We start from the raw sequence: 23,817 nt of genomic DNA on the forward strand, positions 1-23,817 counted from the left end.
CTAGCAAAAGGGTTGAAAATTAACTATTTAATTTTCATTGGTGATACAGGTATCATGTTGCCTCAAATAGTGATAGTTGATGATGATTATGCAGAAGATACTGGTTGTTCGAAACGATAAAATAGGTGACTTTATGTTGGCATGGCCTAGCTTTGCCATGTTGAAGCAATCTTTGCCTGAAAGCCATATTACCGCCTTAGTTCCGAAGTATACTGCTGAATTAGCGAATCAGTGCCCTTGGATTGACGAGGTTATTATTGATCCGACAGAGAAGGCAGGTAAATCTGAATACAATGATTTGCTGAATAAGATAAAAGCAGCAAAGTTTGATGCTGCAATCAACCTTTTTTCAACTACTTATAATGCGCTGCTGGTCTGGCGAGCTAAGATTCCATTCAGGTTGGCTCCGGCAACGAAATTAGCTCAGGTTTTCTATAACTGCAGAATTAAACAAAGGCGCTCTTTATCTCAGAAACCAGAATTTGAGTATAACCTTGACCTAATCCGGGCTTTCTTAACTAAACATAAAGTGCCAGTGGTGGAGCCTTCTGTTCCCTATATGAGCTTTGAAGATGAAGCTTTATCAGCACAGAAAACAAAGCTGTCAGAAACCCTTGAGCTTGACCTTTCACTGCCATGGCTGTTTATACATTCCGGTACAGGAGGTTCATCTAACTCTCTAAGTGTGCAGCAGTATCGGGATCTTGTGTTAGGTTTGGACGGAAAGTTTGAAGTGGTGTTAACTGCCGGGCCGGGTGAAGAAGAGACAGCTCATAAGTTAGCTTCTTTGATTAAGGAAGGGAATCGCAAATGTTGTGTTTATGATGAGAATGATGGGCTTATCGATTTCTCACGTTCGCTTGCGTGTGCAGACCTATTTATTGCTGGTTCAACAGGGCCGCTGCATATTTCTGCTGCTTTAAATGTTGCAACGGTAGGCTTCTTTCCTGCAAAGCGTTCATCAACCCCTTTACGTTGGCAGCCTATAAATTCAACTGAAAGGCATATCGCTTTTACTCCGGTTGGCGGGAAAAATAAACAAGAGCAAAGCGATATGACCAGTATCAATATAGAGTCTGTGTTAGCAGAGCTTAATCCCTGGGCTTCTCAGTATCTGTCCTGATCCAAAGATCTGCATATTTAATAAATGTTGAATGTGCAGAAAGGATGGAAAGCAGAAGGCCCTGCTTTCCATCCAGGAATCCGGCTTTGACTATATACATCTTGACAAAGCAGCTCAGAGCATGAATAAGCCCGGTTGAAATGCTGCTTTTTTTACCTCTGCTTTCCCGTTGATCAGCCCATGCCTTTGCATACCCGGCAGATTTCATCAGATAGTGGTGAAGATCATTATAGGTATAATGAATCGCATCGCCGTTTAGGTTTTCAACTTTCATCGAATCATTAACTTCAACCTTTTCATGTACAAGGGCGTCATTGTACTGGGTAAGTTTTGTTGGGTATAAGCGCACTACTCGATCCGGGTACCAGCCACAATGTTTGATGTAGCGACCAAACACCCAACTGAGTCGGTTTATTTTGTATACCGTATTTGCTTCATTTTGGTTAACTGCGCTTTGAATGCTCTGTTTCAGCTCAGGGGTAATGCGTTCATCTGCGTCAAGCCAGAGAACATAATCAGAATCAACGTACTGCTGCGCAATTCTTCTTTGTTGGCCAAAGCCGGGCCAATCTGAGTTTACATAAAATTTGTCTGTGTATTTTCTAGCAACACTTTCGGTATTGTCTGTGCTACCTGAATCAAGAATGACGATTTCATCAACCCAACCAGACACGCTTTCAAGGCAAGATGCGAGGTTATCAGCTTCGTTTTTAACGATAAGCGCAACCGCGAGAGTTTTCTTTGAGTTAGAGGTTTCTTGCATGGGAATCCTTGATATCTGCGATGGAGTTGAACTTGGATTGAACGCTTTCAAGAGATATTGCACTCATTACCTCAGAGCCCTTTACCCGGGAACTCCATGAAAGCTCATTTACTGGTTTGTTATACTGCAGTTCTGCAAATTGTTCGTAGACACTAACAACATAACGTTGACTATTATAAGGACCGGTGCGTTTCGGGTTGCTGTGACCATATAGGCCAATAACCGGCGTACCTTGAGTGGTTGCTATATGTGCAGGGCCTGAGTCAGGAGCCAAAATAATGTCGGCAGCGCCTATTAAGGCTGTCAGCTGTTTCAGGCTGGTTTTGCCAACCATATTGATTACAGAGTGTTTCATTATTGCCTGAATATCTTCTGCAAGTTTAACTTCTCTTTGGGCTGGTGAACCGCACAATACCACCTGATAACCTTGCTCCTGAGCCCAGTCAGAAAATTCAGCATAGAGTTCTGTCAGCCAGTTGCGCTCATCTTTACTGGCGGCTGGGCTAATAATAAGAGTCGGCTTATTACTGATAACTGACTGCGCCAACGCAAGATCAGCAGAAGAAATCGGAAGCTTCCAGCTAGGCTTTGTTCTTGGAACACCCAGATACTCGATAAACGAGAAAAAGCTATCCAAAACATGTTCAGACTGTGTATCTGGTATTTTCCGGTTGGTAAACAACCATTGACCTTCTTTGGCCCTTTTGCGGTTAAAGCCTATCTTATATCGGGCTTTTATACCTAAAGTGACGATACTGGCTCTTAGTGCTAACTGCATATGAATCAGCGCATCAAACTTTCTACCTTTTAGTGCTTTCCAGACTGACTTAATACCTTGCCAGCCAGCTTTCTTGTCAAATACAACCAGTTCCACACCTTCTAAGCCGTCTAGTAGTTGGGCCTCAACTTTTCCTATAATCCAGGTCACTTTGGTTTCCGGCCAGTGCTTCTGTAGAGCCTGAACGGCAGCAACAGCATGGCAAACATCGCCGATAGCAGAAAGGCGTAGAAAGCAAACTGATTTAGGGGCTGTTGAAAATAGTGGCATGAGCAGATCCGGTTAAAATAGCCAGAAGATTATGCAGTTATCCCGTATTGACTGCAAGATACTAAGCTTGCTCTTATTGATTGGGTCAATTAATTACACCGATTTGAGTATGAAGTGTATCAATGTAAAATAGCTCCTTGTTAATTAACTCCAATAATTGAGCTAGATAATGCCATCAGAAAATAGTGGAAAACCGGGAAACACAGGAATTACACGGATTATAAAAGCCACAGGCTATTCTATCCAGGGGCTAAAGGCTGCCTGGAAACATGAAGCAGCTATTCGTCAGGAGTTGGTATTATTACTTATCGCCTTGCCGGTAATTGTTTTGGTTGATGTCTCTCTGCTAAGTAAACTGGTGATGCTTAGTGGTTTAGTGTTGCTGCTGGTAGTCGAGCTGATCAATTCAGCCATCGAAGCTATTGTTGACCGGGTCGGAACGGAACATCATGAGCTAAGTGGCAGAGCGAAAGATATTGGTTCTGCGGCGGTGATGGTGACGCTACTGTTAAATGGGGTTAACTGGTTTGTCATTTTGTCTGATAGATATCTGTTTTAATGGCTGGATGCGAAATGAAAGAATTAAAAGGTTCTGAGCAACGTATTTGGTACGATGAGACCTTGCTAAATGAGCAGCCAGAAAAGAGTTTTGATATCGGTTATTGGCAGCATAAAGGTCTTGTGCTCGGCTCAGCACAGGGACGGGGAACAACATGGTTTGTTCAACTGGACAAATTGCAAGCCGCTCTTCGTCACTACCGACGGGGAGGCCTGTTTGGCAAAATTGTCAAAGACCACTATTGGTTTTCCGGCTGGAAGAATAGCCGCAGCTATCAGGAGTATCTGCTTCTGCAAAAGCTTATTGAAGCTGGAGTGAGCGTTCCAAGGCCGGTTGCAGCCCGTACTATCAAAAAGAATCTCTGTTATCAGGCAGATTTGTTAAGTGAGAAAATAGAAAACGCGCAGGATCTGGTTTCTGTTCTGCAGCAACAAGTCGTTTCAGAGCAGCTTTATCATGCAATCGGAACTGAAGTTAGAAAAATGCATGATGTGCAGGTAAATCACACTGACTTGAATATCCATAACATCCTGATTGATAACAATCAGAAGGTTTGGTTGATAGATTTCGATAAATGCTCTTTCCAACAGGGAAATTTTTGGAAGCAGTCGAACCTTAACCGATTAAAACGGTCTTTCAATAAAGAAAAATCTAAGCGGAATATATTCTGGCAAGAGAGTGATTTTGAAGCGCTTCTTGACGGTTACCGTTTGTAAACACTATTGCAGAAAAGAGTATTTATACTTTTTAAGAATTTTGTGGAGTAGACATTGAACACCCTCTCTTTTAAACAGAAGTTGCATGCTCATGGATGGCTTATCCTGATTAATGCCCTGATTGCTATTGCAGTTTCCAGCCGCTACTTCGCATTTTTGCCAGAATTTCCTTCAGAGATTAAAGCGATTGCCTTTATTGTTGCCGGCACATTTAGCCAAATGGTTCTGCTTGCGGCGGTTGTTGGCCTTATTACTATCCCATTTCTTCTGTTACCGACCAGAGCGCGCCGTATTGCTCAGAGTGTTATTGCCTCTTTAGGTATTGCTCTTTTGTTTATTGATACTATCGTTTTTGCCCAGTATCGCTTCCATATCAACTTTGTTGTGGTCAATATGATCATGTCCGGTCAGATTGTCAGTTTCCCGTTGATAACCTGGCTGATGGTGATTGCCGGAGTTGCCGTACTATTAGGTGGTCAGTGGCTAATTGTACGCTGGCTGGAAAAAGAGCCGACTATTACTCAGCTTAAGTTAGGACGTAAGTTTGCTTTCCTGACCTTTATTGCTCTGCTGGTGACCAATGGAATACATATTTGGGCATCTGCTCATGCCTATCAGCCGGTTACCGTTGTTAAGCGTTACCTTCCACTGTTTCAGCCGGCAACATCAAACAAGTTAATGCGCAAGTATGGCTGGATCGATGAAGAAGCACTTCAGCGCCAGCAGGCAATGAAGGTGAACAGAAAAAGTGATCTGAATTATCCACTTGCTCCTTTAAAAGTCGAGCCTGTTGAAAAACCGCTAAATATTATGTGGCTGGTGGTCGATTCATGGCGTGCAGATACCTTTAGTGAGGAAATTACACCCAATGCATGGCAGGTTGTTCAGCAACAGAATGGTGTTGTGTTCAATAATCATATGTCCACCGGTAATGCGACCCGTACCGGCATCTTCGGCCTGTTTTATGCGATACCGGGAACTTACTGGCATGCATTCTTAGCTAACCAGAAGTCACCAGTGTTTATCGACAGGCTTCAGGAATTAGACTATGACCTGGGTATATTTACTGCGGCTCAGTTACGTTCTCCTGAGTTTGATAAAACAGTATTTGCCAACGTTCCAGATTTAAGGGCGGATGGTTCAAGTAATGCCCGCCCTTCCGGACTGGATATTAACCTGACCAATGACTGGTTAAACTGGTATGACAAACGTGATCGCTCTAAGCCGGCATTTTCATTTTTGTTCTACGATGCTCCTCATGGTTATGATTTCCCGGATGACTATCCGGCCAAATATACACCTTACCTGAAAGAGGTAAATTATCTGGAACTGGATAATGAGACAGATCCAACGTTATTCTTTAACCGTTATAAGAACAGTGCCAACTTTGTGGATAGCCAGATGAAGAGGGTGCTGGATAAGCTGAAACAATCTGGAGATCTGGAGAATACGGTCGTGATTATTACCGGCGATCATGCTCAGGAACTGAATGACAATAAGCTTAACTTCTGGGGACATAACAGTAATTACACCAATGCCCAAATTAAGGTTCCTTTCGCTATCTTTGGCCCGGGCATTGATACGGAAAGTATGCGCTGGTCAACGGATACTATTACCAGCCATCAGGATATTGTTCCGACATTTATGAAAAATTATCTTGGTGTCAGCAGTCCTATCAATGACTACTCAGTTGGTGAAGACTTACTATCGGAACCGGTTAACCGAGACTGGATTATCTCCTCAAATTATGGCGGTTATGCCGTTGTGACTGATCGTTCCATATTAGAAGTGAAGATGAGCGGAACATATCAACTGGTGGATAAAACCAATCGTGAGCTAAAAGGTGAAGAGATAAATTATAAACACCTGAACGGTGCTCTTGAGCAGGTGAGTCGGTTTAATAAGTAATCATACATTATACTATCAGTGGGTTATATTAATCTTAACCCACTGATAAGTATCGAGCTTTAATCCGCTAAGCTTTCCCACTGTTTTACGATAGTATCCTTATGGAACTTTTCTATGGCTTCATCTGGAATCTCAACGTTGTTGTTTAAAATGTATTCCATTTTATTGCTGATATCCTGATAAATTTGCTCTTCCGATCGACCTTCAATCTCAACTAAAAACTCTTTTAGATCACCAGTTAGTATTTCACTTGGTCCGGTTTTGCAATTGGTACTGATAACCGGAGTACCGCAAATAAGTGATTCGATTAATACTGTAGGTAGTCCTTCTGAGTCTGATGCAAGCACCAGCATTTCAGCATTCGCCATATAAGGCATGGGGTTTGTGATAAAGCCTACAAATTGAACTCTGTCGATAATATTTAACTCTGTAGCGAGTTGTACTAATTGCTCTTTGGCAGGGCCAATACCCAGAATAACTAAGTGAACGGATTTATCTTCTAGCTGCGAAAAAGCCTGGAGGGTTCGGTCAACTCTCTTGCCCGGAGCTAGAGAAGAAACTGATAGGATATATGGTGTACTACCAATGTGTTCAGGAATCCCTTGTTGAGCTCTATTTCTAATCTCTTTAAAGTCAAATGGGTTATAGATGGTATGGGATTTTTCAGATATATAAGGTAGCAATCCTTTCATCTCGTCTAGCGCTGAGTTTGATACTGTAAGGCATTTCTTATCTTTAAAGTAATATGAAAGAGGCAACAAACGCTTGACGGTTCGATTGACAAAGACTTCTTTTGGTGAATTATGAACAGTGATATGAATATTTTGCTTAGAATAGAAAAAGTAGTGTTCAAGAAAATAGTAAATGTTTCCGCATACGACGACATCTACGTTATTGTTGCGCAAAAATTTTTGCATCAAAAAGTACTTTGTAGGAAAGCTAAGTAGTTTAAGTAGGTATTTCTTCCACTCATTGATGCTTTCTATGAACTTAAACTTTTCCCTCAGTTTCTGTTTTTTCTTTTTTGTTTGCTTCTTTTTTACGTGTTGTTGAAAGAGCGATGTATCCGAGTTAAGAGGTGTAACATTTACAATTGAGAGTGAAGTTAGATGAAAAACATTTACCGATGGATGTAATGGAAATGCAATCCTATGTCGATCCATTACGATTGTTACTTCGTGTCCCTTTTCAACCAGATAATTACATAGATTTGTAACGACTCTACTTCCTCCTGATGAAGTAAGAGAGAGAGTATGGAAAAGAAAGTGCATAGTTGGGCTATCATCTATATTAACAATATTTTGATTATGAATGTAATTTTAGTTGATTACTAGTCAAAGCTCTGGGTTAAGAAGATGCGATCTGGGAATTAATTCTGGGAAGTTATTTGCTCGTATAATGAGAAGATTTATTGGGTTATGCTTTTACCTCTGAGTACCTTAGTTTAAAATCTAACAAACACTTAATTAAACATATCATTATGAATGCATACTTACCGTTAATCGGACGAACTCAGGCTTTGTTTGATAAAGATATTTCAAGTCATCGTCAGGAGCTTTCTGATGTTGTTTCACAGTCCCGCTTCCTTGTTCTGGGAGGTGCTGGCTCAATCGGTCAGGCTGTGACCAAAGAGATCTTCAAAAGAAACCCTAAAAAGCTTCATGTTGTTGATATTAGTGAAAACAACATGGTTGAGCTGGTGAGAGATATCCGTAGCTCATTTGGTTATATTGATGGTGATTTTCAGACTTTTGCCCTTGATATTGGTTCGGTTGAATATGATGCATTTATTAAAGCGGATGGTCAGTTTGACTATGTGCTGAACTTATCTGCACTGAAGCACGTTCGTAGTGAGAAAGATCCGTATACTTTAATGCGTATGATTGATGTCAATGTGTTTAATACGGATAAAACCATTCAGCAATCTATTGATGCCGGAGTGAAAAAATACTTCTGTGTTTCCACAGATAAGGCTGCAAACCCTGTAAATATGATGGGGGCATCAAAGCGTATTATGGAGATGTTCTTAATGCGCAAGAGTGAACAGATCAGCATCTCGACCGCTCGTTTTGCAAATGTTGCTTTCTCAGACGGTTCTTTGCTGCACGGATTCAATCAACGTCTGCAAAAAAATCAGCCAATAGTCGCTCCGAATGATATTAAGCGTTATTTTGTAACCCCTCAGGAATCGGGAGAACTGTGCCTGATGTCTTGTATCTTTGGTGAAAACAGAGATATCTTCTTTCCTAAACTGAGTGAAGCTCTTCACCTGATTTCATTTGCTGATATTGCCGTGAAATATCTTAAGCAACGCGGTTATGAACCTTATCTTTGCCAGACAGAAGATGAGGCTCGTCAGTTAGCTCATACATTGCCGGAGCAGGGTAAGTGGCCTTGTCTGTTTACCTCCAGCGATACAACCGGTGAAAAAGATTTTGAAGAATTTTTTACTGAAAGTGAAACTCTGGATATGAACCGGTTTGAGAATCTGGGCATTATCAAGAATGAGCCCCTATATCAGCAGGAGCTGTTAATACTTTTTGAGCAGACTATTTCTGAGATGAAGCACAACAGAGAGTGGAGTAAAGAGCAGATCGTTAAGCTATTCTTTACCATGATACCGGACTTTGGACACAAAGAGACGGGTAAATATCTTGATAGCAAGATGTAACTGGAGCTGTAATTAGTGAACCCTAATCATTTAAATGAGTTCGTTCGTGATATCTATAAAACGAAGGACTTTATTCCTCTGCATGCTCCTAAGTTTGACGGTAATGAAAAAGCCTATGTAACGGAAACTATAGACAGTACTTTTGTTTCAAGTGTAGGTAAATTTGTTGATGAGTTTGAGCACAGAATAGAAGCCTTTACCGGTAGTAAAAAAGCCGTTGCAACAGTGAATGGAACGGCGGCTCTTCATGCTGCACTCTATCTGGCTGGTGTTAAGCCGGGAGATCTGGTTATTACACAAGCTCTTACTTTTGTTGCCACCTGTAATGCCCTTTATCATATGGGGGCTGAACCGTTATTTATTGATATCTCTCCGGTGAGTCTGGGCCTTTGCCCCAAAGCGGTTGATGGTTATCTGGAGGAGAATGCTCAGTTAACGAATGACGGCTGTATTCATAAAGTGACTAAGCAGCGAATAAAAGCAGTTGTGCCAATGCATACCTTTGGCCACCCTGTTGAGTTGGATGAGTTAGTTGCAGTTTGTCGAAAGTGGCAGATAACTCTGGTAGAAGATGCAGCTGAGAGCCTTGGTTCTTTCTATAAGGGAAAACATACTGGCACGCTGGGTGATTTTTCCGCTATTAGTTTTAATGGCAATAAAATTATTACCACCGGTGGTGGCGGTATGGTTCTTTGCCGTGACGCAGAGCTGGGTAAAAGAGCGAAACATATCACCACAACGGCCAAGGTTCCTCATCCGTTTGAGTTTTATCATGATGAAGCGGGTTTCAACTATCGTATGCCTAACCTGAATGCCGCTTTAGGTTGTGCCCAGATGGAAACACTAGATTTGTATCTGCAGCAAAAAAGAGTGCTGGCGTTACGCTACCAGATTTTCTTCGCTGATTCCGAGTTCCATTTTGTAACTGAACCGGAATATGCCAAATCAAACTATTGGTTGAATGCTGTGATATGTCCTGACAGCCAAAGTAGGGATGCCTTGCTAGAACAAACTAATGATGCAGGAGTTATGACACGCCCAATCTGGAAATTGATGCATCGTTTACCAATGTTTAAAGAGTGTCTGAGAGGAGACTTAGCCCAATCAGAGATTATTGAGTCCCGGCTGGTCAATATTCCAAGTTCACCAGTGCAAATTACAGAGTAAGCAAAGGTCTGTTTATGGGAAAGAAAGTTACTGTTTTTACCGGTACCAGAGCAGAGTATGGTCTGCTCTATTGGTTGATCAAAGATATTCAGGATGATCCTGAACTTGATTTGCAGTTACTGGTGTCCGGAACCCACCTCTCACCGGAGTTTGGTGAAACTTATAAGCAGATAGAGCAGGACGGTTTTGTCATTGATGAGAAGGTAGAAATATTACTTTCTTCTGATAGCTCAACAGGCACAGCAAAAAGTATGGGGTTAGGGGTTATTGGTTTTGCTGATGCCTTAGCTCGCTTGCAATCTGACTTGCTTATTATTTTAGGTGATAGATTTGAAGCACTGGCTGTAGCTCAAACCGCAATGATTATGCGTATTCCGATATTTCATCTTCATGGCGGTGAGATAACCGAGGGTGCGTATGATGATGCTATACGGCACGCCATTACAAAACTGAGTTACTGGCATGGAACATCGACAGAAGAGTACCGAAAGCGGGTTATTCAGCTCGGAGAGTCTCCTGAAAGAGTAAAGAATGTTGGTGCTATTGGACTGGATCATTTGAAACGAGCACAGTTTATGTCTCTCGAAGCTCTTTCAGACTCTTTAAGTTTCTCTCTTGAAAAACCTTATTTTGTTGTTACTTATCATCCCGTCACTCTAGGCGAAGAGCCTCCTGTAGAAAGTTTTCAGGCTCTTTTATCCGCACTGGATGAGTTTTCTGATCATCAGGTAATTTTGACCTATCCAAATGCTGATGATGGTGGACGGCAGATTATTCCCCTGCTAGAGAAGTATGCTCAGGATAATCCTTCTCGTGTGCTTGCGATTCCTTCGTTAGGGCAGGTTAGATATCTGAGCGCAGTTAAATATGCTGCCGCAGTTATCGGTAATTCATCCAGTGGTATTATCGAGGTGCCTTCATTTGATGTTCCAACGGTTAACATTGGTGTGCGACAAAAAGGAAGGCTGGCTGCAAAGAGTGTTATTGATTCTGAAGCAGATTTTCATTCGATTAAAGAGGCGATTAACTGCGCCGTTAAGGGACTTTACCGAAGAGATAAACAACCTATTTTTAACCCGTATGGGGCTGGCGACACGAGTTCTCAGGTGATTGACGCGATGAAGTCAACGGTAACCGGAACCTGTAAGTCATTCTATGATTTAAAGTGAGAAAGATATGACTCTTATAATTGCGGAAGCGGGTGTAAACCATAATGGTGATGAAAAGCTCGCTTTTGACTTGATTGACGCGGCTCATCAGGCTGGAGCTGATATTGTTAAGTTTCAGACTTTTAAAGCAAAAAACTTAGTAACAGAGGAAGCCAAACAAGCTGACTATCAGGTCGCAAACACAAACAAGCAAGAATCGCAGTTAGCTATGTTACAGCGGCTTGAACTCTCATATGATGCTCACCATAAGATGATTGAACGATGTCAGTCCTTAGGGATAGAGTTTTTATCTACAGCATTTGACTTTGAAAGCCTTGAGTTTTTGGTTGAAGAGTTGGCTCTGAAGAGGCTTAAACTGCCTTCCGGAGAGCTGACTAATGCGCCGCTGGTTCTTGAGCATGCTAAAACAGGATGCGATTTAATTGTCTCTACGGGTATGGCTACTCTGGCAGAAATAGAAATGGCATTGTCTATTATTGCTTTTGGCTATTTAGGAAGTAGTGAAGAGCCTACAACGGAAGCTTTCCAAACTGCATATGCTTCAGCGGAAGGTCAGAGGCTTCTTAAACAAAAAGTTACTATCTTGCATTGTACTACTGAGTATCCTGCCCCTATGGAAGAGATTAACCTTCGGGCAATGGATACCCTTGGAAATGCATTTGAACTGACGGCGGGTTATTCAGATCATAGTGAAGGAATCACTATACCTATTGCAGCGGTTGCAAGAGGGGCTAAGCTGATCGAAAAACATTTCACACTTGATAAAAATATGGAAGGACCTGACCACAAAGCTTCTCTGGAACCCCATGAGCTTAGTGCTATGGTTAGTGCTATCAGGCAGGTGGAGGTGGCCCTGGGTTCTAGCGTAAAGACACCAACAGTGTCAGAAATTAAGAATAAACTGGTGGCACGTAAAAGCTTAGTTGCAAACAAGGCTATCAGGGCAGGCGAAGAGTTCAGTGAAGACAACTTAACGATAAAAAGACCTGGTAGCGGTATGTCTCCACATCTTTACTGGAAACTGTTGGGCAGAACGGCGAAAAGCGACTATCAGTCGGGAGATTTGATCCTTGAATAGTCAAATGGAAAAGCCTCTGGTTATTATCGGTGGCGGCGGCCATGCAAGTGTGTTGGTTGATGTTTTGCTTAGACAGAACCGTCAGATTTTAGCGATTATTAGTCCTGAATCTGTTCAGGAGCGCCCAGTGTTTTCTGGTATCAGGCATTTGAAAGATGATCAGGATATTTCAGAGTTTGCCTCTGATGAGGTTCTGTTGGTAAATGGTATCGGAGTGCTGCCCGGATCTGGTGTAAGAAGAAAGGTAAGTGAGCATTTCCTCAGCTTAGGTTACCGGTTTGAAACAGTGATAGCTGATGACGCAATAGTGTCGCCTTTTGCCTTAGTTCATGAGGGTGCACAGGTATTCTCAGGTGCAGTTGTTCAGACCGGAGCAGTGGTTGGCACCAACAGTATTATAAATACCAATGCAGTAATAGAACATGATTCTGTTGTTGGCGAGTACAGTCACATTGCACCAAATGCGACTTTATGTGGACAAGTATGCTGTCAACAAGACGTATTTGTAGGTGCCGGAGCGACGGTTGTTCAGGGTCTTACTCTGGAAAATCAGAGCATTGTGGGGGCCGGCGCTGCATTAACTCAAGATCTTGCTGCGGGCAAAGTCTGTTATTCAGAGCGTAGTTTAATTAAATAAAGGTATCTCATGAGTCATTGTTGGAACAATATACTAATTAAGCCCGAAGATACTATACGGGATGCTCTGGAAATCATTAACAATGAAGCATTGCGTCTCGCTATGGTAGTCAATGAACAAGAAGAGTTAATGGGGGTTGTCACTGACGGAGATATCCGGCGTGGGTTACTTAATAACCTGACATTGGGTTCTGAAATTACATTGGTAATGAACCCTACTCCCGTAACGGCAGAGACAACCTATTCCCGGGAAGAGCTCGTGGAATTGATGGAAAGTAATGGAATATTATCCGTTCCTATCTTAAAAGAGAAAAAGGTTGTCGGATTAGAAACATTACACGGTATAGGTAGCAAGACAAAATATAAAAACCCAGTCTTTATTATGGCTGGAGGGTTTGGAACACGCTTGCGACCTCTGACGGATACATGCCCTAAGCCGATGCTGAAGATTGGCGGGAAACCTATGCTGGAGACAGTCATTCGTAGCTTTATTAAAGCTGGGTTTAGCAACTTCTATATCTCTACACACTATATGCCTGAGCAAATTCAGGATTACTTTGGTGATGGTTCTTCTTTAGAGGTTAGTATTAGCTATGTTTATGAAGACACGCCTTTGGGCACAGGTGGTGCATTAGGATTATTGCCTGATGATCTTCCGGAGGGCTTGCCTCTAATCATGATGAATGGCGATATTCTTACTAAAGTCGATTTTAAACGCTTACTTGAGTTCCACCTTGACAATGATGCTGATGCTACAATGTGTGTAAGGGAGTATGACTATCAGATTCCTTACGGTGTCATTAATGGCGAAGGCAATAAAATTACCAGTATGGTGGAGAAGCCTATTCAGCGCTTTTTTGTCAATGCAGGCATCTATGTAGTTTCTCCGGAAGTTATTCAATCAGTACCAAGAAATCACGCTATCGATATGCCTACCTTACTTGAACAACATATGGAAAAACGAGAGAAAGTACTGATGTTCCCTATACATGAGTACTGGTTGGATATTGGCAGAATGGATGACTTTAATCGTGCTCAGACTGATATTCATACACTGGAGTTGATTTGATGAAGAAAGTTGCGGTTATCGGGCTTGGTAATATTGCAACCCGACACAGGCGGAACCTGAAGCAACTGTTTCCAGAGGCAACATTGTTTGCTATGTCAGCAAGTGGCAGAGTGCCAAATGAGACAGTTGAGAACTGCGATATTGTAGCAACAAGTATTGAAGAGCTGATTGATAAAGAAGTTGAACTGGTTATCGTCGCCTCTCCGGCAACCTTTCATGCCAGACATGCGGTTCCTTTGATAGAGGCAGGTATTCCGACGTTAATTGAGAAGCCTGTTACTGCAGATAATAAAGATTCGAAAATCCTGTCTGATACGGTCAGTAAACACTCTACGCCTGTTGCGATAGGTTACTGCCTCAGATATTTACCTTCAGCGAAAGTTGTTAAGTCTGTATTGGACGAAAATAAGCTGGGTTGTTTATATAACTCTTTCGTACATATCGGGCAGTATCTGCCTGATTGGAGACCATCCAAAGACTACCGGAGTAGTGTATCAGCGAATGCTGAACTAGGAGGAGGAGCTCTGTTAGAGTTAAGTCATGAGGTGGACTACTCCCGCTGGTTATTAGGCACCCTCAATTTGCAGCATGCATTACTTAGGTCTAGTGCCGAACTTGCCCTTGATGTAGAAGATATGGCTGATATAACCCTTACAGCAGAAGACGGCTCTGTTGTTCAGCTTCATCTGGATTTTATGCAGAGAACAGCTAACCGACATTGTCGATTTATCGGTAGCCAAGGCTGTTTAGAATGGGATTTGATTCGGAATGAAGTTGCCTATGTCGCTGGTGGGGAAGAAAAGATCTTATATAGCGATCCCGAATGGGATAAAAACCAGATGTACCTGGAGATGATTAAGGACTTTTTACGTTTAATCCGGGGAGAAGACAATCAGTGTGTGTTGATAGATGATGCTGCTGAAACGGTTGCTTTGATTGAACAAGTTAAGCAGAAGTTTCCTAAAACGGATAAATACTAAATATGAAAAACTTTGCCTTTATTTTTGCACGGGGAGGCTCAAAAGGGCTGCCGGGTAAAAACATTAAACCTCTTGCCGGAAAGCCGCTTTTGGCTTATTCGATTGAAACTGCTACCTCTTGTCCATCAGTTGATGAGGTGTTTGTTTCTACTGATGATACAGAAATTGCTGAAGTAGCCCTAAAGTACGGAGCCATTGTTATCCATCGCCCTCAGGAGCTGGCAAGCGATACTAGTCCGGAATGGTTATCCTGGCGGCATGCTACTGAATGGGTGACAGAGAAATATGGAGCATTTGAAGGATTTGTAAGCTTACCGGCAACCAGTCCTTTACGTAGCGTTGAAGATGTAGAAAGTGCTTTGTTAAAGCGAAGAGAACAAGGTGCTGATATCTGTATCTCTGTAACACCAGCCAGCCGAAGCCCGTATTTCAACATGGTTAAATATGATCAGAATGGTTTTATAGTGCTGGTTAACTCTCCTAAAACTGATGTGACGCGACGGCAGGATGCTCCTGAAGTCTTTGATATTACTACCGTAGTCTATGCGACAACACCCGACTTCGTGATGAACAATTATGGTATTTTTTCCGGCAAAGTAACCAGTGTTGAGGTACCTAAACACAGAGCAGTAGATATAGATGATATCTACGATTTTAAGTTTGCAGAAGTATTACTTCAGGATGCCCGATGAAAGATTTATTAGAGGATAAAAAAATTGTAATAGCCGGAGCTGGAGGGCTGCTTGGAGCTCGTTTGGTTTCTGCTGCTCTTAAGCAAAAAGCAACGGTTATAGCCGCGGATATTAACCCTACATTGATGCAAGAACGGCTGAAGGCGTTAGGTGTTGATTTGAGTGACAATCAACTTGTCATTGAAGAGCTTGATGTAACAAGTGAAGAGAGCGTAAAGCAGTTCTTTACTAAACATGACAGCTTAGATGGGGCTGTTAATGCAACTTACCCAAGAAATAAGAAGTACGGCGCCCATTTTTTTGATGTGACGCTAGAGAGTTTTAATGAAAACTTATCGTTACATCTGGGAAGTGCTTTTCTGTTTACTCAGCAGTGTGCAGCGAGTTTTAAACAGACACCATCACCTTTTTCCCTGGTAAACATATCTTCAATATATGGTGTGGTAGCACCGAAATTTGATATTTATGATAACACTCCAATGACAATGCCGGTTGAATATGCAGCCATAAAATCTGCCATTATTCATTTAAACAAGTACGCAGCAGCCTACGTAAACGATAGCCGGTTTAGGGTGAATTGTGTTAGCCCCGGTGGGATATTCGATTTTCAGCCAGATGACTTCCTGAAGGCCTATAAAAAGAATACCCATGGCGAGGGTATGCTGGATGTAGAAGAGGTTATTGGCTCAGTACTCTTTCTTCTCTCAGAGCAATCTAAATATGTCACTGGTCAAAACATCATTGTGGATGATGGGTTTAGCTTGTGAGGAACGGTTTTATTGGTTAACTTTTTTTTATTGAGTGGCCGTGATCTGGTATATTCCTTGCCTTTCGTGATGATTGAATAGTACTTAATGTTAGTAACACTTAAGATACGAACTAGAGTTTAGTGGAGATAACTATATGAAAACAAAAGCTGCGGTTAAAGCACTAATTGCTGATATTTTGAAAGTATCTGTTGAAAAAATTGATGATGAACTTGCGATTGGTGATATACCAGAATGGGATTCTTTAGCACATATGAGAATTATTGCAGCGTTAGAGTCTGAGTTAGGTGTGGTTTTGGATATTGAGCAAACATTAGAAATTGAAGATGTTGAAGATATTGTTGATGCAGTAATGAGTACTGAATCATAGGCTTATTATGTCAATATTTACGAAACTAGTTTTCCACTCAAAGATCCAAGGCCAAAAAACCGCTGTGATCGATAATGGAGATGAGTATTCTTATTCTCGGTTAGTTGAGGATATAGGAAAAACTGCTTTAAAATTAAAAGAGTTAAACGTTCAGCCCAGGGATCGTGTTTTAGTTACTTCTAGTAATGACTATGCATTTGTAGTTACTTACTTCGCTGTAAGCTCTGTTGAAGCAATATTTGTAAATTTGGCACAAGATGTAAGTGCTGAGCATAAGCAATATGTCCGTGATAAGTCTCAACCTATTATTCAGATAGATAGTTGCAAAGAGTTTCTGGAAGAGGTCTCAACCACTGTTAGCATAGATGAGCAAATAGAACTAGAGGTAGATGACTCGGATGTTGCGGAGTTAGTATTTACTAGTGGAACCACGGGAGAGCCTAAAGGTGTATCGCTAACCAACGGACAAATTGAGAAGGCAACACGACATATTGTAGAGCAGGTTAAAAATACCAGTGAAGATGTTGAACTTCTATTAATGCCTCTAAGTCATTCTTTTGGAATGGGACGACTAAGAAGTGTTCTATATGTTGGTAGTACATTAGTTATTGGTTACCCGTTGCAGAGGTTAAAAAGGGTCTTTCAAGCTATAGAACGCTACCATGTAACAGGGTTGGGGCTGGTCCCCTCTGCCTGGTCTTTCATTACCAGTGTATCTAAAAACTTAATTACCAAGTTTGCTGACCAGATTAGATATATTGAGTTTGGGAGTGCTTACTTATCTATAGAAAACAAAAGATTACTTACTGATTGGTTCCCGAAGACCCATATTGTAATGCATTATGGACTTACAGAAGTTTCTAGAGCTCTTTTTATTCACTTCCATACAGATAACCTTGAATCTATTGGCCGCTTATCTCGCGGGGCTGATGTAAAAGTATTATCTGAGAATGGGCGGTTTGCTAAAGAGGGTGAGGTAGGCGAGATAGTACTTAAGTCCACCTGGATGATGTCTGCTTATTACCAAAATAATAGCTTAACTAATAGTAGCTTTGTTGATGGCTATTTTCGGACAGGAGACTTAGGGCGATTAAAAGGTGAGTATTTATTTCTCGAAGGTCGATTAAAAGAGATTATTAATGTCGGAGGGAAAAAAGTCAGCCCTTATCAAGTGGAAGAGACTCTACTTAAGAGCCCTTATGTTAAAGAATGTGCATGTGTTGCTCTGCCTGACTTACTTATGGGAGAAGTTGTACAGGCATTCATAGTTTTAGATAGCACCGCAGAAAGTTCAATAGAGCAAGCTATAGAATCTCTAAAAGAGCTTGTTGCAGAGCTTTTACCTGTGCATATGCGTCCACAAAAATATCAGCCAGTAGCTAATCTGCCCAAAACTTCATCGGGAAAAATCCAGCGATTAAAGCTATTGACTAAAGAGGTTTACTGAAATGTTAAAGCTTAGGTTTCCATTGCCTGTATTTCGAAGTGCAAAAGAGATAGTGAATGGTCAAAATGCAAGAATGGCACTTAAAGGGTTGGTCGCGAATAGAGTCGCTCTCATTGTTAGTTCTGCTTTTAAGCGTTCTAGTTATTGTGAACAACTGGAAAGATTGATTAATGCCGATAGCGTTTTATTGATTGAAAAATCATGGGATGGAGAACCTTCGGTTGAAAGCTTATCTGGCGTGCTATGTAAGCTGGAAAAGTTCCAACCAGACTATATATTAGCATTAGGTGGCGGTTCCGTAATTGATGGTGCAAAACTAGCGTGGCTATTGTATGAACATCCAACATTGAGCAACGAACAGTTATTTAGACCGTTCTCTTTGCCATCTCTGAGAGGCAAAGCAAAGTTTGCTGCAATTCCTACGACCGTTGGGGCTGGTTCAGAAGTTTCTTCGGCGGCGGTTATGTTAGATACAAGCTCTTCCAGTAAAAAAGCAGTAGTAACGCATGAGTTTATTCCAGACTTAGTCATTTTGGATCCGGAACTAGTACAGGAAGTCTCTCACAACATATTAAAAACTACAGTTGCAGATGCTCTCTCTCATGCAGTAGAGGGTTATGTCTCACAAATAAATCACCCATTGATGGATAGCTTTGCTGAAAAAGCAGTCGAAATTGTAGCCAGTTATATTGACTGCTTTGATGATGAGTCATGGGATTTAGCTATGATTGCAGACTTGCAATATGCATCTATGCTGGCTGGGTGGGTACAAAACCACAAAATAGTAGGCTTATCTCACGCGATTGCTCATCAACTTGGAAGCTTGGAAATTGGGCATGGCTTAGCTAACGGTTTGTTAATGCCTGAAGTTATTAGCTTCAATGCTGGAAAAGATAAAGAAACAGCCAAGAAATACCAAAAATTGTGTAGTAAAGCATCTATAGAAAACGTATCTCAGCTTAGAGATATTTTTAAGAAGTTAACTAAGGGGCAGTATGATTCTAAATGCTTAAGTGAGGCAGATTTAGAACGTATTGCAACTGGAGCACTGCTTGACCCTGCTGCAAAGTCTAATCCTGTTACATTTAGTGAAATAGATGTCAAAGAGATTGTTATCAAATGCCTATAAAAAGTGATTCAGAGCAAGAACTATTATCGGTTTTGGATGCTCGTCCATATCAACTATCTGATAAGCAAAAGTCAAAGTTGTTTAAGTCTAACTTACTTAAAGAGTTAAATCATCATTATAAAAATAATGAGTTATATAGAAAATTCTGCAAGAAACATCTATTTGAACCGGCTACCTTTTCTGGTGAACTTACTGATATTCCTGCTATCCCTGTACATATATTTAAAGCTTTAGGACACAAGTTATCTTCGGTTAGCCCTGAGTTAATCAAAACTACATTACAGTCTTCTGCAACGAGTGGAGTCCCTAGTACCGTTCTTTTAGACAAGATTACATCTCGGCGACAAATTAAAGCTATGGCGAGAGTGCTGCAAGAAGTATTAGGGTCAAAACGTCGCCCGTTTTGTGTCATGGATATAGATCCAGCAAGCCCTAATGCGGTTAATTTAGGCGCTAGAATTGCGGCAGTGAAAGGTTACTTAAATTTTGCCTCATCCTCTGACTATTTTATAGATGCTAATAGCCCAACGGCTCCATTAGAGTTTTTGCAGCAAAAATTCATAGAGTATTTGGAAAATCTAAAGTCAGATGAGCCAGTGGTTATATTTGGCTTTACTTTTGTTTTGTACCATTCAGTTTTCAAAGTACTAAAAGAGCGGAATATAAGTTTTCAGCTTCCTATTGGTTCTCAAGTTATCCATATAGGAGGATGGAAAAAACTAGAGTCTGAAAAAGTCAGTAAAGAAATTTTTAATAGTGATATTGCCGGGGTACTTGGTATTCCAGCGGAAAATGTTATTGATATTTATGGCTTTACTGAACAGATGGGGCTTAATTACCCAGATTGTAAAGCTGGCTGGAAGCATGTTCATGCTTATTCAGATGTAATTATTCGAGATGAAAGCGATCTCAGTGTCTGTCCTAATGGTCAGAGTGGACTGTTAGAGTTTATTAGTCCATTGCAACACTCCTACCCTGGTAACGTTGTTCTTACAGATGATTTAGGCGTAATTGAAGAAGGTCAATGCAACTGCGGTAGAAAAGGAAAGCGCTTTAAAGTCATTGGGCGAGCTAAAAAAGCTGAAGTCCGTGGTTGTGGTGATGTAATGTCGGAAAAAGTTAGTTCAGTTAGCAATAAACGCAAGCTGAGTGAAACTGAGAGTATGATAATTTATCATTCGCCCATTGATGTTGATTATAGCTTGCATCCTACGGAACAACTGAAGCAAATTTTTGCGGCTCTAGAACAGAAAAAGAACTGGCTGTCGGAGCAGCCATTAGAAGCCTTAATAGGGCTAATTGACACTGCAAGGGAGCGTTGGGCTGATGACACTGCATTGGATAGCTTTCGAAGCAATGGATTAAACTTCTTAATAGAGTGGAGTGAGCCTTCTCGACTGAAAGCGTTGTTAGATAGTTCATTACATGGGCGTCGTGGGCATTTAGATTCTTTTTTGCCTAGAAAAGATATTAGCAGTAGCTCCCTTAAAGCATTACCAAGAGGTACAGTTGCACACTGGTTATCGGGAAATGTTCCTCTACTGGGCATGTTTGCGCTTATACAAAGCATTGTGTGCAAGAACACTAATATTCTTAAAGTTTCTGCTGATGAGTCTCAAGCGTTACCAGCTCTCCTTAAGACTTTTAAAGATATAAGCTATACGTCTCCTGGTGGCTATACTATTTTTGGCAATGATCTCCTTGAATCAATAGCTGTTGTGTATTTCGACCGTCATCAAATAAAAACTGCTGAGTGTTTTTCTGGGCATGCCGATGTCAGAATTGCGTGGGGCGGACGTGAAGCTGTCGAAGCTGTGAGTCAACTACCTAAGAAGTATAATTGTCAAGATGTTTTATTTGGACCTAAGTTATCTATGATGGTGATAGGCTGTGAAGCTTTATCAACTGAAAAACAGATACGAAAACTTGTACGAAGAGCAGCTACAGATTCTAGTGTATTCGATCAATATGCTTGTGCTTCCCCTCATACCATTTTTGTGGAGAAAGGAGCGAAGATCACTCCGTTAGAGTTCGCTGAAAAACTGGCTTTAGCGATGGATAAAGCTTTAATTCGTTTACCAACTCAAGTTCCTGATATTGGGCAGACAAACAAAATACGCTCAAAGATTGCCGAATATAAGTTTATTGGTGAGTCTTGGAACGATAGACACTTGAGGTGGACTGTCCTATATGATGAAGGGGATAGTCTTGTAGAGCCGACATATCATAGAGTGATTACAGTTAAAGCAGTTGATGACGTGTTCAATGTGATACCTAATGTTACTAGTGATATTCAGACTGTCGGATTAGCAATGCATGGTGAAAAGCGTTTGCGCTTTGCGGAAAAAATTACTTTTCAAGGGGCAGTAAGATGTCCGGATATTGGCTATATGACTCATTTCGATTCACCATGGGATGGCCTATTTGTTGCCGATAGGCTTGTGCGTTGGGTCTCACTTGGTGGTCCAAGATAATATTTTTATAATAGGCAATATGATGTCAAAATTTTCTTTTGAAATATGCAAAACAGAGCAAGTAGAAGAGCTTGTTGAATATATTGATAATAATTGGTCTAAGAATCATATTTTAGTTAAATCTAGAGAATTGTTAGACTGGCAACATAAAAGTCATTGTGGAACTTACTATAATTTTATTATGGTTAGGGATAATGCCGATGAAAGTATTTGCGGTGTCCTTGGGTTTATTCCTACATCTCATTTTTCAGATAGTCTCGCTCAAGAAGAAGAAGTGTGGCTAGCTATATGGAAAGTGAACGAAGGGTCAAAATATATAGGTTTAGGGCTAGGGTTACTTAATTACTTGAAGTTAACATTTGGATTTAAAAAAATATGCTCCATTGGTATTAGCCAGATTGTTTTTCCAATGTATCAAGCGTTAGGGTATAAAGTCGGGAAACTATCACAGTTTGCACTGATTAATGATAAGTTGAGTGATTACAAAATAATAGAATGCAATTTTTCATTAGAACATTCTCGGCTTAATAAGGCTTTACATCATAAAATGACAGTGATTAACCCTCATGAAATAAAGAAAGGTCTTTTAGCGAATGATCTTTACGCATCACAAACAAAAAAAAATTCAGATTATTTTATAGGTCGATTTATAAATCATCCTGTATATAGCTATGAATTTTTAGGTTTCTATCATGATAATGAATTAAAGATGTTCGCTGTTGCAAGAGTCGTTGAACATGATGGAAGAAAAGCACTGAGAATTGTTGATGCGCAAGGAGACTATACACTGTTCCGTAAATGTTCTGGCTACTTATATGAATATGTTCTTGAAAATGGATATGAATTTGTCGATATAATGCAAGAAGGTATAGATGAAAGTGTTTTTCTTGACTCAGGCTTTATGAAAATTGATAAGTCATCTAGTAGTGTTGTGCCTAATTATTTTGAGCCTTTTGTTAAGGAAAATATTGAGATTTATTATGCAAGGAGAGATCTAAGTGAAGAGTCCTTTGTTTTATTCAGAGGAGATGCGGATCAGGATAGGCCGAATATACTGCTAGGAGAAACTGATGAGTAATAAACTAACAGTTGTTATGTATCACTATGTAAGAGACATAAAAAATTCGCGTTATCCTAATATAAAAGGCTTAGAGCTAAGCCAGTTTGTTGAACAGTTAAAATATTTAAATAAACACTATAATATTATAGGAATGGAAGATGTATTAGCTAGCAAATATCATCAAGAAGTACTTCCTGATAAAGCAGTTCTTTTGACTTTTGATGATGCATATGCTGAACATTTTAATTTTGTATATCCTATTTTGAAGAAAATGAAAATGAAAGGAGCATTTTATGTTCCTGCAAAAACGGTTCAAGAACATAAAGTACTGGATGTTAATAAAATTCATTTTATTCTTTCAAATGAAAATAACACATTAAAAATAATTAATCATATTAGAGTTGAAATTGATAAATATCGTGAGGAATTTGCTCTTAGTTCATTTGATTTTTACTATAAAAAGTATGCAGTAGAGAATAGATTTGATAATAAAAATACAATTTTTATCAAGAGGGTGCTACAGCATGCTTTGCCAGAACGTTTAAGAAATATCATTTCGGATAATCTATTTGAGCAGCATGTTGGAGTATCCGAAGAAGCTTTTAGTCGAGAGTTGTATATGAACAAATATCAACTTGAACAACTTGTTAATGACGGAATGCATATAGGAAGTCATGGATATGATCATTACTGGTGGAATAAACTTGATAATGAACAACTATCGTCTGAAATTGATAGATCAATTCAGTTTTTGTCTTCATTAGGAGTAGATACTGAAAATTGGACAGCATGCTACCCCTATGGTTCATATAGTGAACAGGTTGTGATGAAGCTAAGGGACAAGGGATGCAAGTTGGCTTTCACCACAGAAGTTGATATTGCTAATTTAAACTGTATAGAACCTCTGTTAATTCCAAGATTAGATACTAACGATCTTCCTAAGAGTAGCAGTTCTAAGCCAAATGAATGGCATCAGAAGGTATAGCCAAAT

At 40.5% G+C, this 23,817-nt stretch carries 22 protein-coding genes; 19 read left to right on the forward strand and 3 right to left on the reverse strand.

Annotated elements, in window-relative coordinates:
* The first annotated feature begins 88 nt into the window (after positions 1–88).
* On the forward strand, positions 89–1,123 hold the full coding sequence (locus tag PK654_RS00485; RefSeq protein WP_271698738.1) for a glycosyltransferase family 9 protein: 1,035 nt from the start codon (positions 89–91) through the stop codon (positions 1,121–1,123).
* On the opposite strand, the gene PK654_RS00490 is transcribed toward PK654_RS00485, so the two are convergent.
* Positions 1,092–1,886, reverse strand: a complete 795-nt coding sequence (locus tag PK654_RS00490; RefSeq protein ID WP_271696988.1) for a glycosyltransferase family 2 protein — start codon at positions 1,884–1,886, stop codon at positions 1,092–1,094. The genes PK654_RS00485 and PK654_RS00490 overlap by 32 nt on opposite strands.
* On the reverse strand, positions 1,870–2,934 hold the full coding sequence (locus PK654_RS00495; protein WP_271696989.1) for a glycosyltransferase family 9 protein: 1,065 nt from the start codon (positions 2,932–2,934) through the stop codon (positions 1,870–1,872). The genes PK654_RS00490 and PK654_RS00495 overlap by 17 nt, the downstream gene beginning before the upstream one ends.
* 169 nt (positions 2,935–3,103) lie before the next feature.
* Here PK654_RS00495 and PK654_RS00500 point away from each other — a divergent pair, with 169 nt between their 5' ends.
* The 3 genes from PK654_RS00500 to PK654_RS00510 are packed head-to-tail and all read left to right on the forward strand — an operon-like array spanning position 3,104 to position 6,117.
* Positions 3,104–3,493: a diacylglycerol kinase gene (locus tag PK654_RS00500; RefSeq protein ID WP_271696990.1), complete on the forward strand. Its 390-nt coding sequence runs from the start codon at positions 3,104–3,106 to the stop codon at positions 3,491–3,493.
* A 14-nt stretch (positions 3,494–3,507) separates the two neighbouring features.
* A complete protein-coding gene (locus tag PK654_RS00505) occupies positions 3,508–4,209 on the forward strand; it encodes a 3-deoxy-D-manno-octulosonic acid kinase (RefSeq protein ID WP_271696991.1) in 702 nt (233 codons plus the stop codon).
* A 54-nt stretch (positions 4,210–4,263) separates the two neighbouring features.
* Positions 4,264–6,117, forward strand: a complete 1,854-nt coding sequence (locus PK654_RS00510) for a DUF3413 domain-containing protein (protein ID WP_271696993.1) — start codon at positions 4,264–4,266, stop codon at positions 6,115–6,117.
* Between the two features lie 59 nt (positions 6,118–6,176).
* Here PK654_RS00510 and PK654_RS00515 read toward each other — a convergent pair whose 3' ends face one another.
* A complete protein-coding gene (locus PK654_RS00515) occupies positions 6,177–7,280 on the reverse strand; it encodes a glycosyltransferase (protein WP_333909651.1) in 1,104 nt (367 codons plus the stop codon).
* A 317-nt stretch (positions 7,281–7,597) separates the two neighbouring features.
* On the opposite strand from PK654_RS00515, the gene PK654_RS00520 reads away from it, so the two are divergent.
* From PK654_RS00520 to PK654_RS00590, 15 genes are all read left to right on the forward strand, one after another.
* A complete protein-coding gene (locus tag PK654_RS00520; protein ID WP_271696996.1) occupies positions 7,598–8,788 on the forward strand; it encodes a UDP-N-acetylglucosamine 4,6-dehydratase in 1,191 nt (396 codons plus the stop codon).
* A gap of 15 nt (positions 8,789–8,803) precedes the next feature.
* On the forward strand, positions 8,804–9,955 hold the full coding sequence (locus PK654_RS00525) for a LegC family aminotransferase (RefSeq protein ID WP_271696999.1): 1,152 nt from the start codon (positions 8,804–8,806) through the stop codon (positions 9,953–9,955).
* A 14-nt stretch (positions 9,956–9,969) separates the two neighbouring features.
* Positions 9,970–11,124, forward strand: a complete 1,155-nt coding sequence (gene neuC, locus PK654_RS00530) for a UDP-N-acetylglucosamine 2-epimerase (RefSeq protein ID WP_443088716.1) — start codon at positions 9,970–9,972, stop codon at positions 11,122–11,124.
* Between the two features lie 7 nt (positions 11,125–11,131).
* On the forward strand, positions 11,132–12,202 hold the full coding sequence (gene neuB, locus PK654_RS00535) for an N-acetylneuraminate synthase (protein WP_271697001.1): 1,071 nt from the start codon (positions 11,132–11,134) through the stop codon (positions 12,200–12,202).
* On the forward strand, positions 12,195–12,839 hold the full coding sequence (locus tag PK654_RS00540; protein ID WP_333909652.1) for an acetyltransferase: 645 nt from the start codon (positions 12,195–12,197) through the stop codon (positions 12,837–12,839). Before neuB ends, PK654_RS00540 begins: the two co-directional genes overlap by 8 nt.
* A gap of 9 nt (positions 12,840–12,848) precedes the next feature.
* Positions 12,849–13,907: a nucleotidyltransferase family protein gene (locus PK654_RS00545; RefSeq protein ID WP_271697002.1), complete on the forward strand. Its 1,059-nt coding sequence runs from the start codon at positions 12,849–12,851 to the stop codon at positions 13,905–13,907.
* Entirely contained in the window at positions 13,907–14,887 is a 981-nt protein-coding gene (locus tag PK654_RS00550) for a Gfo/Idh/MocA family protein (RefSeq protein WP_271698742.1), read from the forward strand. Before PK654_RS00545 ends, PK654_RS00550 begins: the two co-directional genes overlap by 1 nt.
* Before the next feature lie 2 nt (positions 14,888–14,889).
* Complete coding sequence (locus PK654_RS00555) at positions 14,890–15,579, forward strand: acylneuraminate cytidylyltransferase family protein (RefSeq protein WP_271697004.1); 690 nt, start codon at positions 14,890–14,892, stop codon at positions 15,577–15,579.
* Positions 15,576–16,346, forward strand: a complete 771-nt coding sequence (locus PK654_RS00560; RefSeq protein WP_271697005.1) for an oxidoreductase — start codon at positions 15,576–15,578, stop codon at positions 16,344–16,346. Before PK654_RS00555 ends, PK654_RS00560 begins: the two co-directional genes overlap by 4 nt.
* Before the next feature lie 136 nt (positions 16,347–16,482).
* Positions 16,483–16,716: an acyl carrier protein gene (locus PK654_RS00565; RefSeq protein WP_271697006.1), complete on the forward strand. Its 234-nt coding sequence runs from the start codon at positions 16,483–16,485 to the stop codon at positions 16,714–16,716.
* A gap of 7 nt (positions 16,717–16,723) precedes the next feature.
* Positions 16,724–18,163 (forward strand): AMP-binding protein, encoded by a 1,440-nt coding sequence (locus PK654_RS00570; RefSeq protein ID WP_271697008.1) that lies wholly within the window; start codon positions 16,724–16,726, stop codon positions 18,161–18,163.
* A 1-nt stretch (position 18,164) separates the two neighbouring features.
* Positions 18,165–19,292: an iron-containing alcohol dehydrogenase family protein gene (locus tag PK654_RS00575; protein ID WP_271697010.1), complete on the forward strand. Its 1,128-nt coding sequence runs from the start codon at positions 18,165–18,167 to the stop codon at positions 19,290–19,292.
* Positions 19,283–21,766, forward strand: a complete 2,484-nt coding sequence (locus PK654_RS00580) for a LuxE/PaaK family acyltransferase (protein ID WP_271697011.1) — start codon at positions 19,283–19,285, stop codon at positions 21,764–21,766. The genes PK654_RS00575 and PK654_RS00580 overlap by 10 nt, the downstream gene beginning before the upstream one ends.
* Positions 21,753–22,844 (forward strand): hypothetical protein, encoded by a 1,092-nt coding sequence (locus PK654_RS00585; RefSeq protein ID WP_271697012.1) that lies wholly within the window; start codon positions 21,753–21,755, stop codon positions 22,842–22,844. Before PK654_RS00580 ends, PK654_RS00585 begins: the two co-directional genes overlap by 14 nt.
* A complete protein-coding gene (locus tag PK654_RS00590) occupies positions 22,837–23,811 on the forward strand; it encodes a polysaccharide deacetylase family protein (protein ID WP_271697013.1) in 975 nt (324 codons plus the stop codon). The genes PK654_RS00585 and PK654_RS00590 overlap by 8 nt, the downstream gene beginning before the upstream one ends.
* Positions 23,812–23,817 lie beyond the last annotated feature (6 nt).

The organism is Vibrio sp. SCSIO 43137 (genome assembly GCF_028201475.1).
Lineage (GTDB): Bacteria > Pseudomonadota > Gammaproteobacteria > Enterobacterales > Vibrionaceae > Vibrio.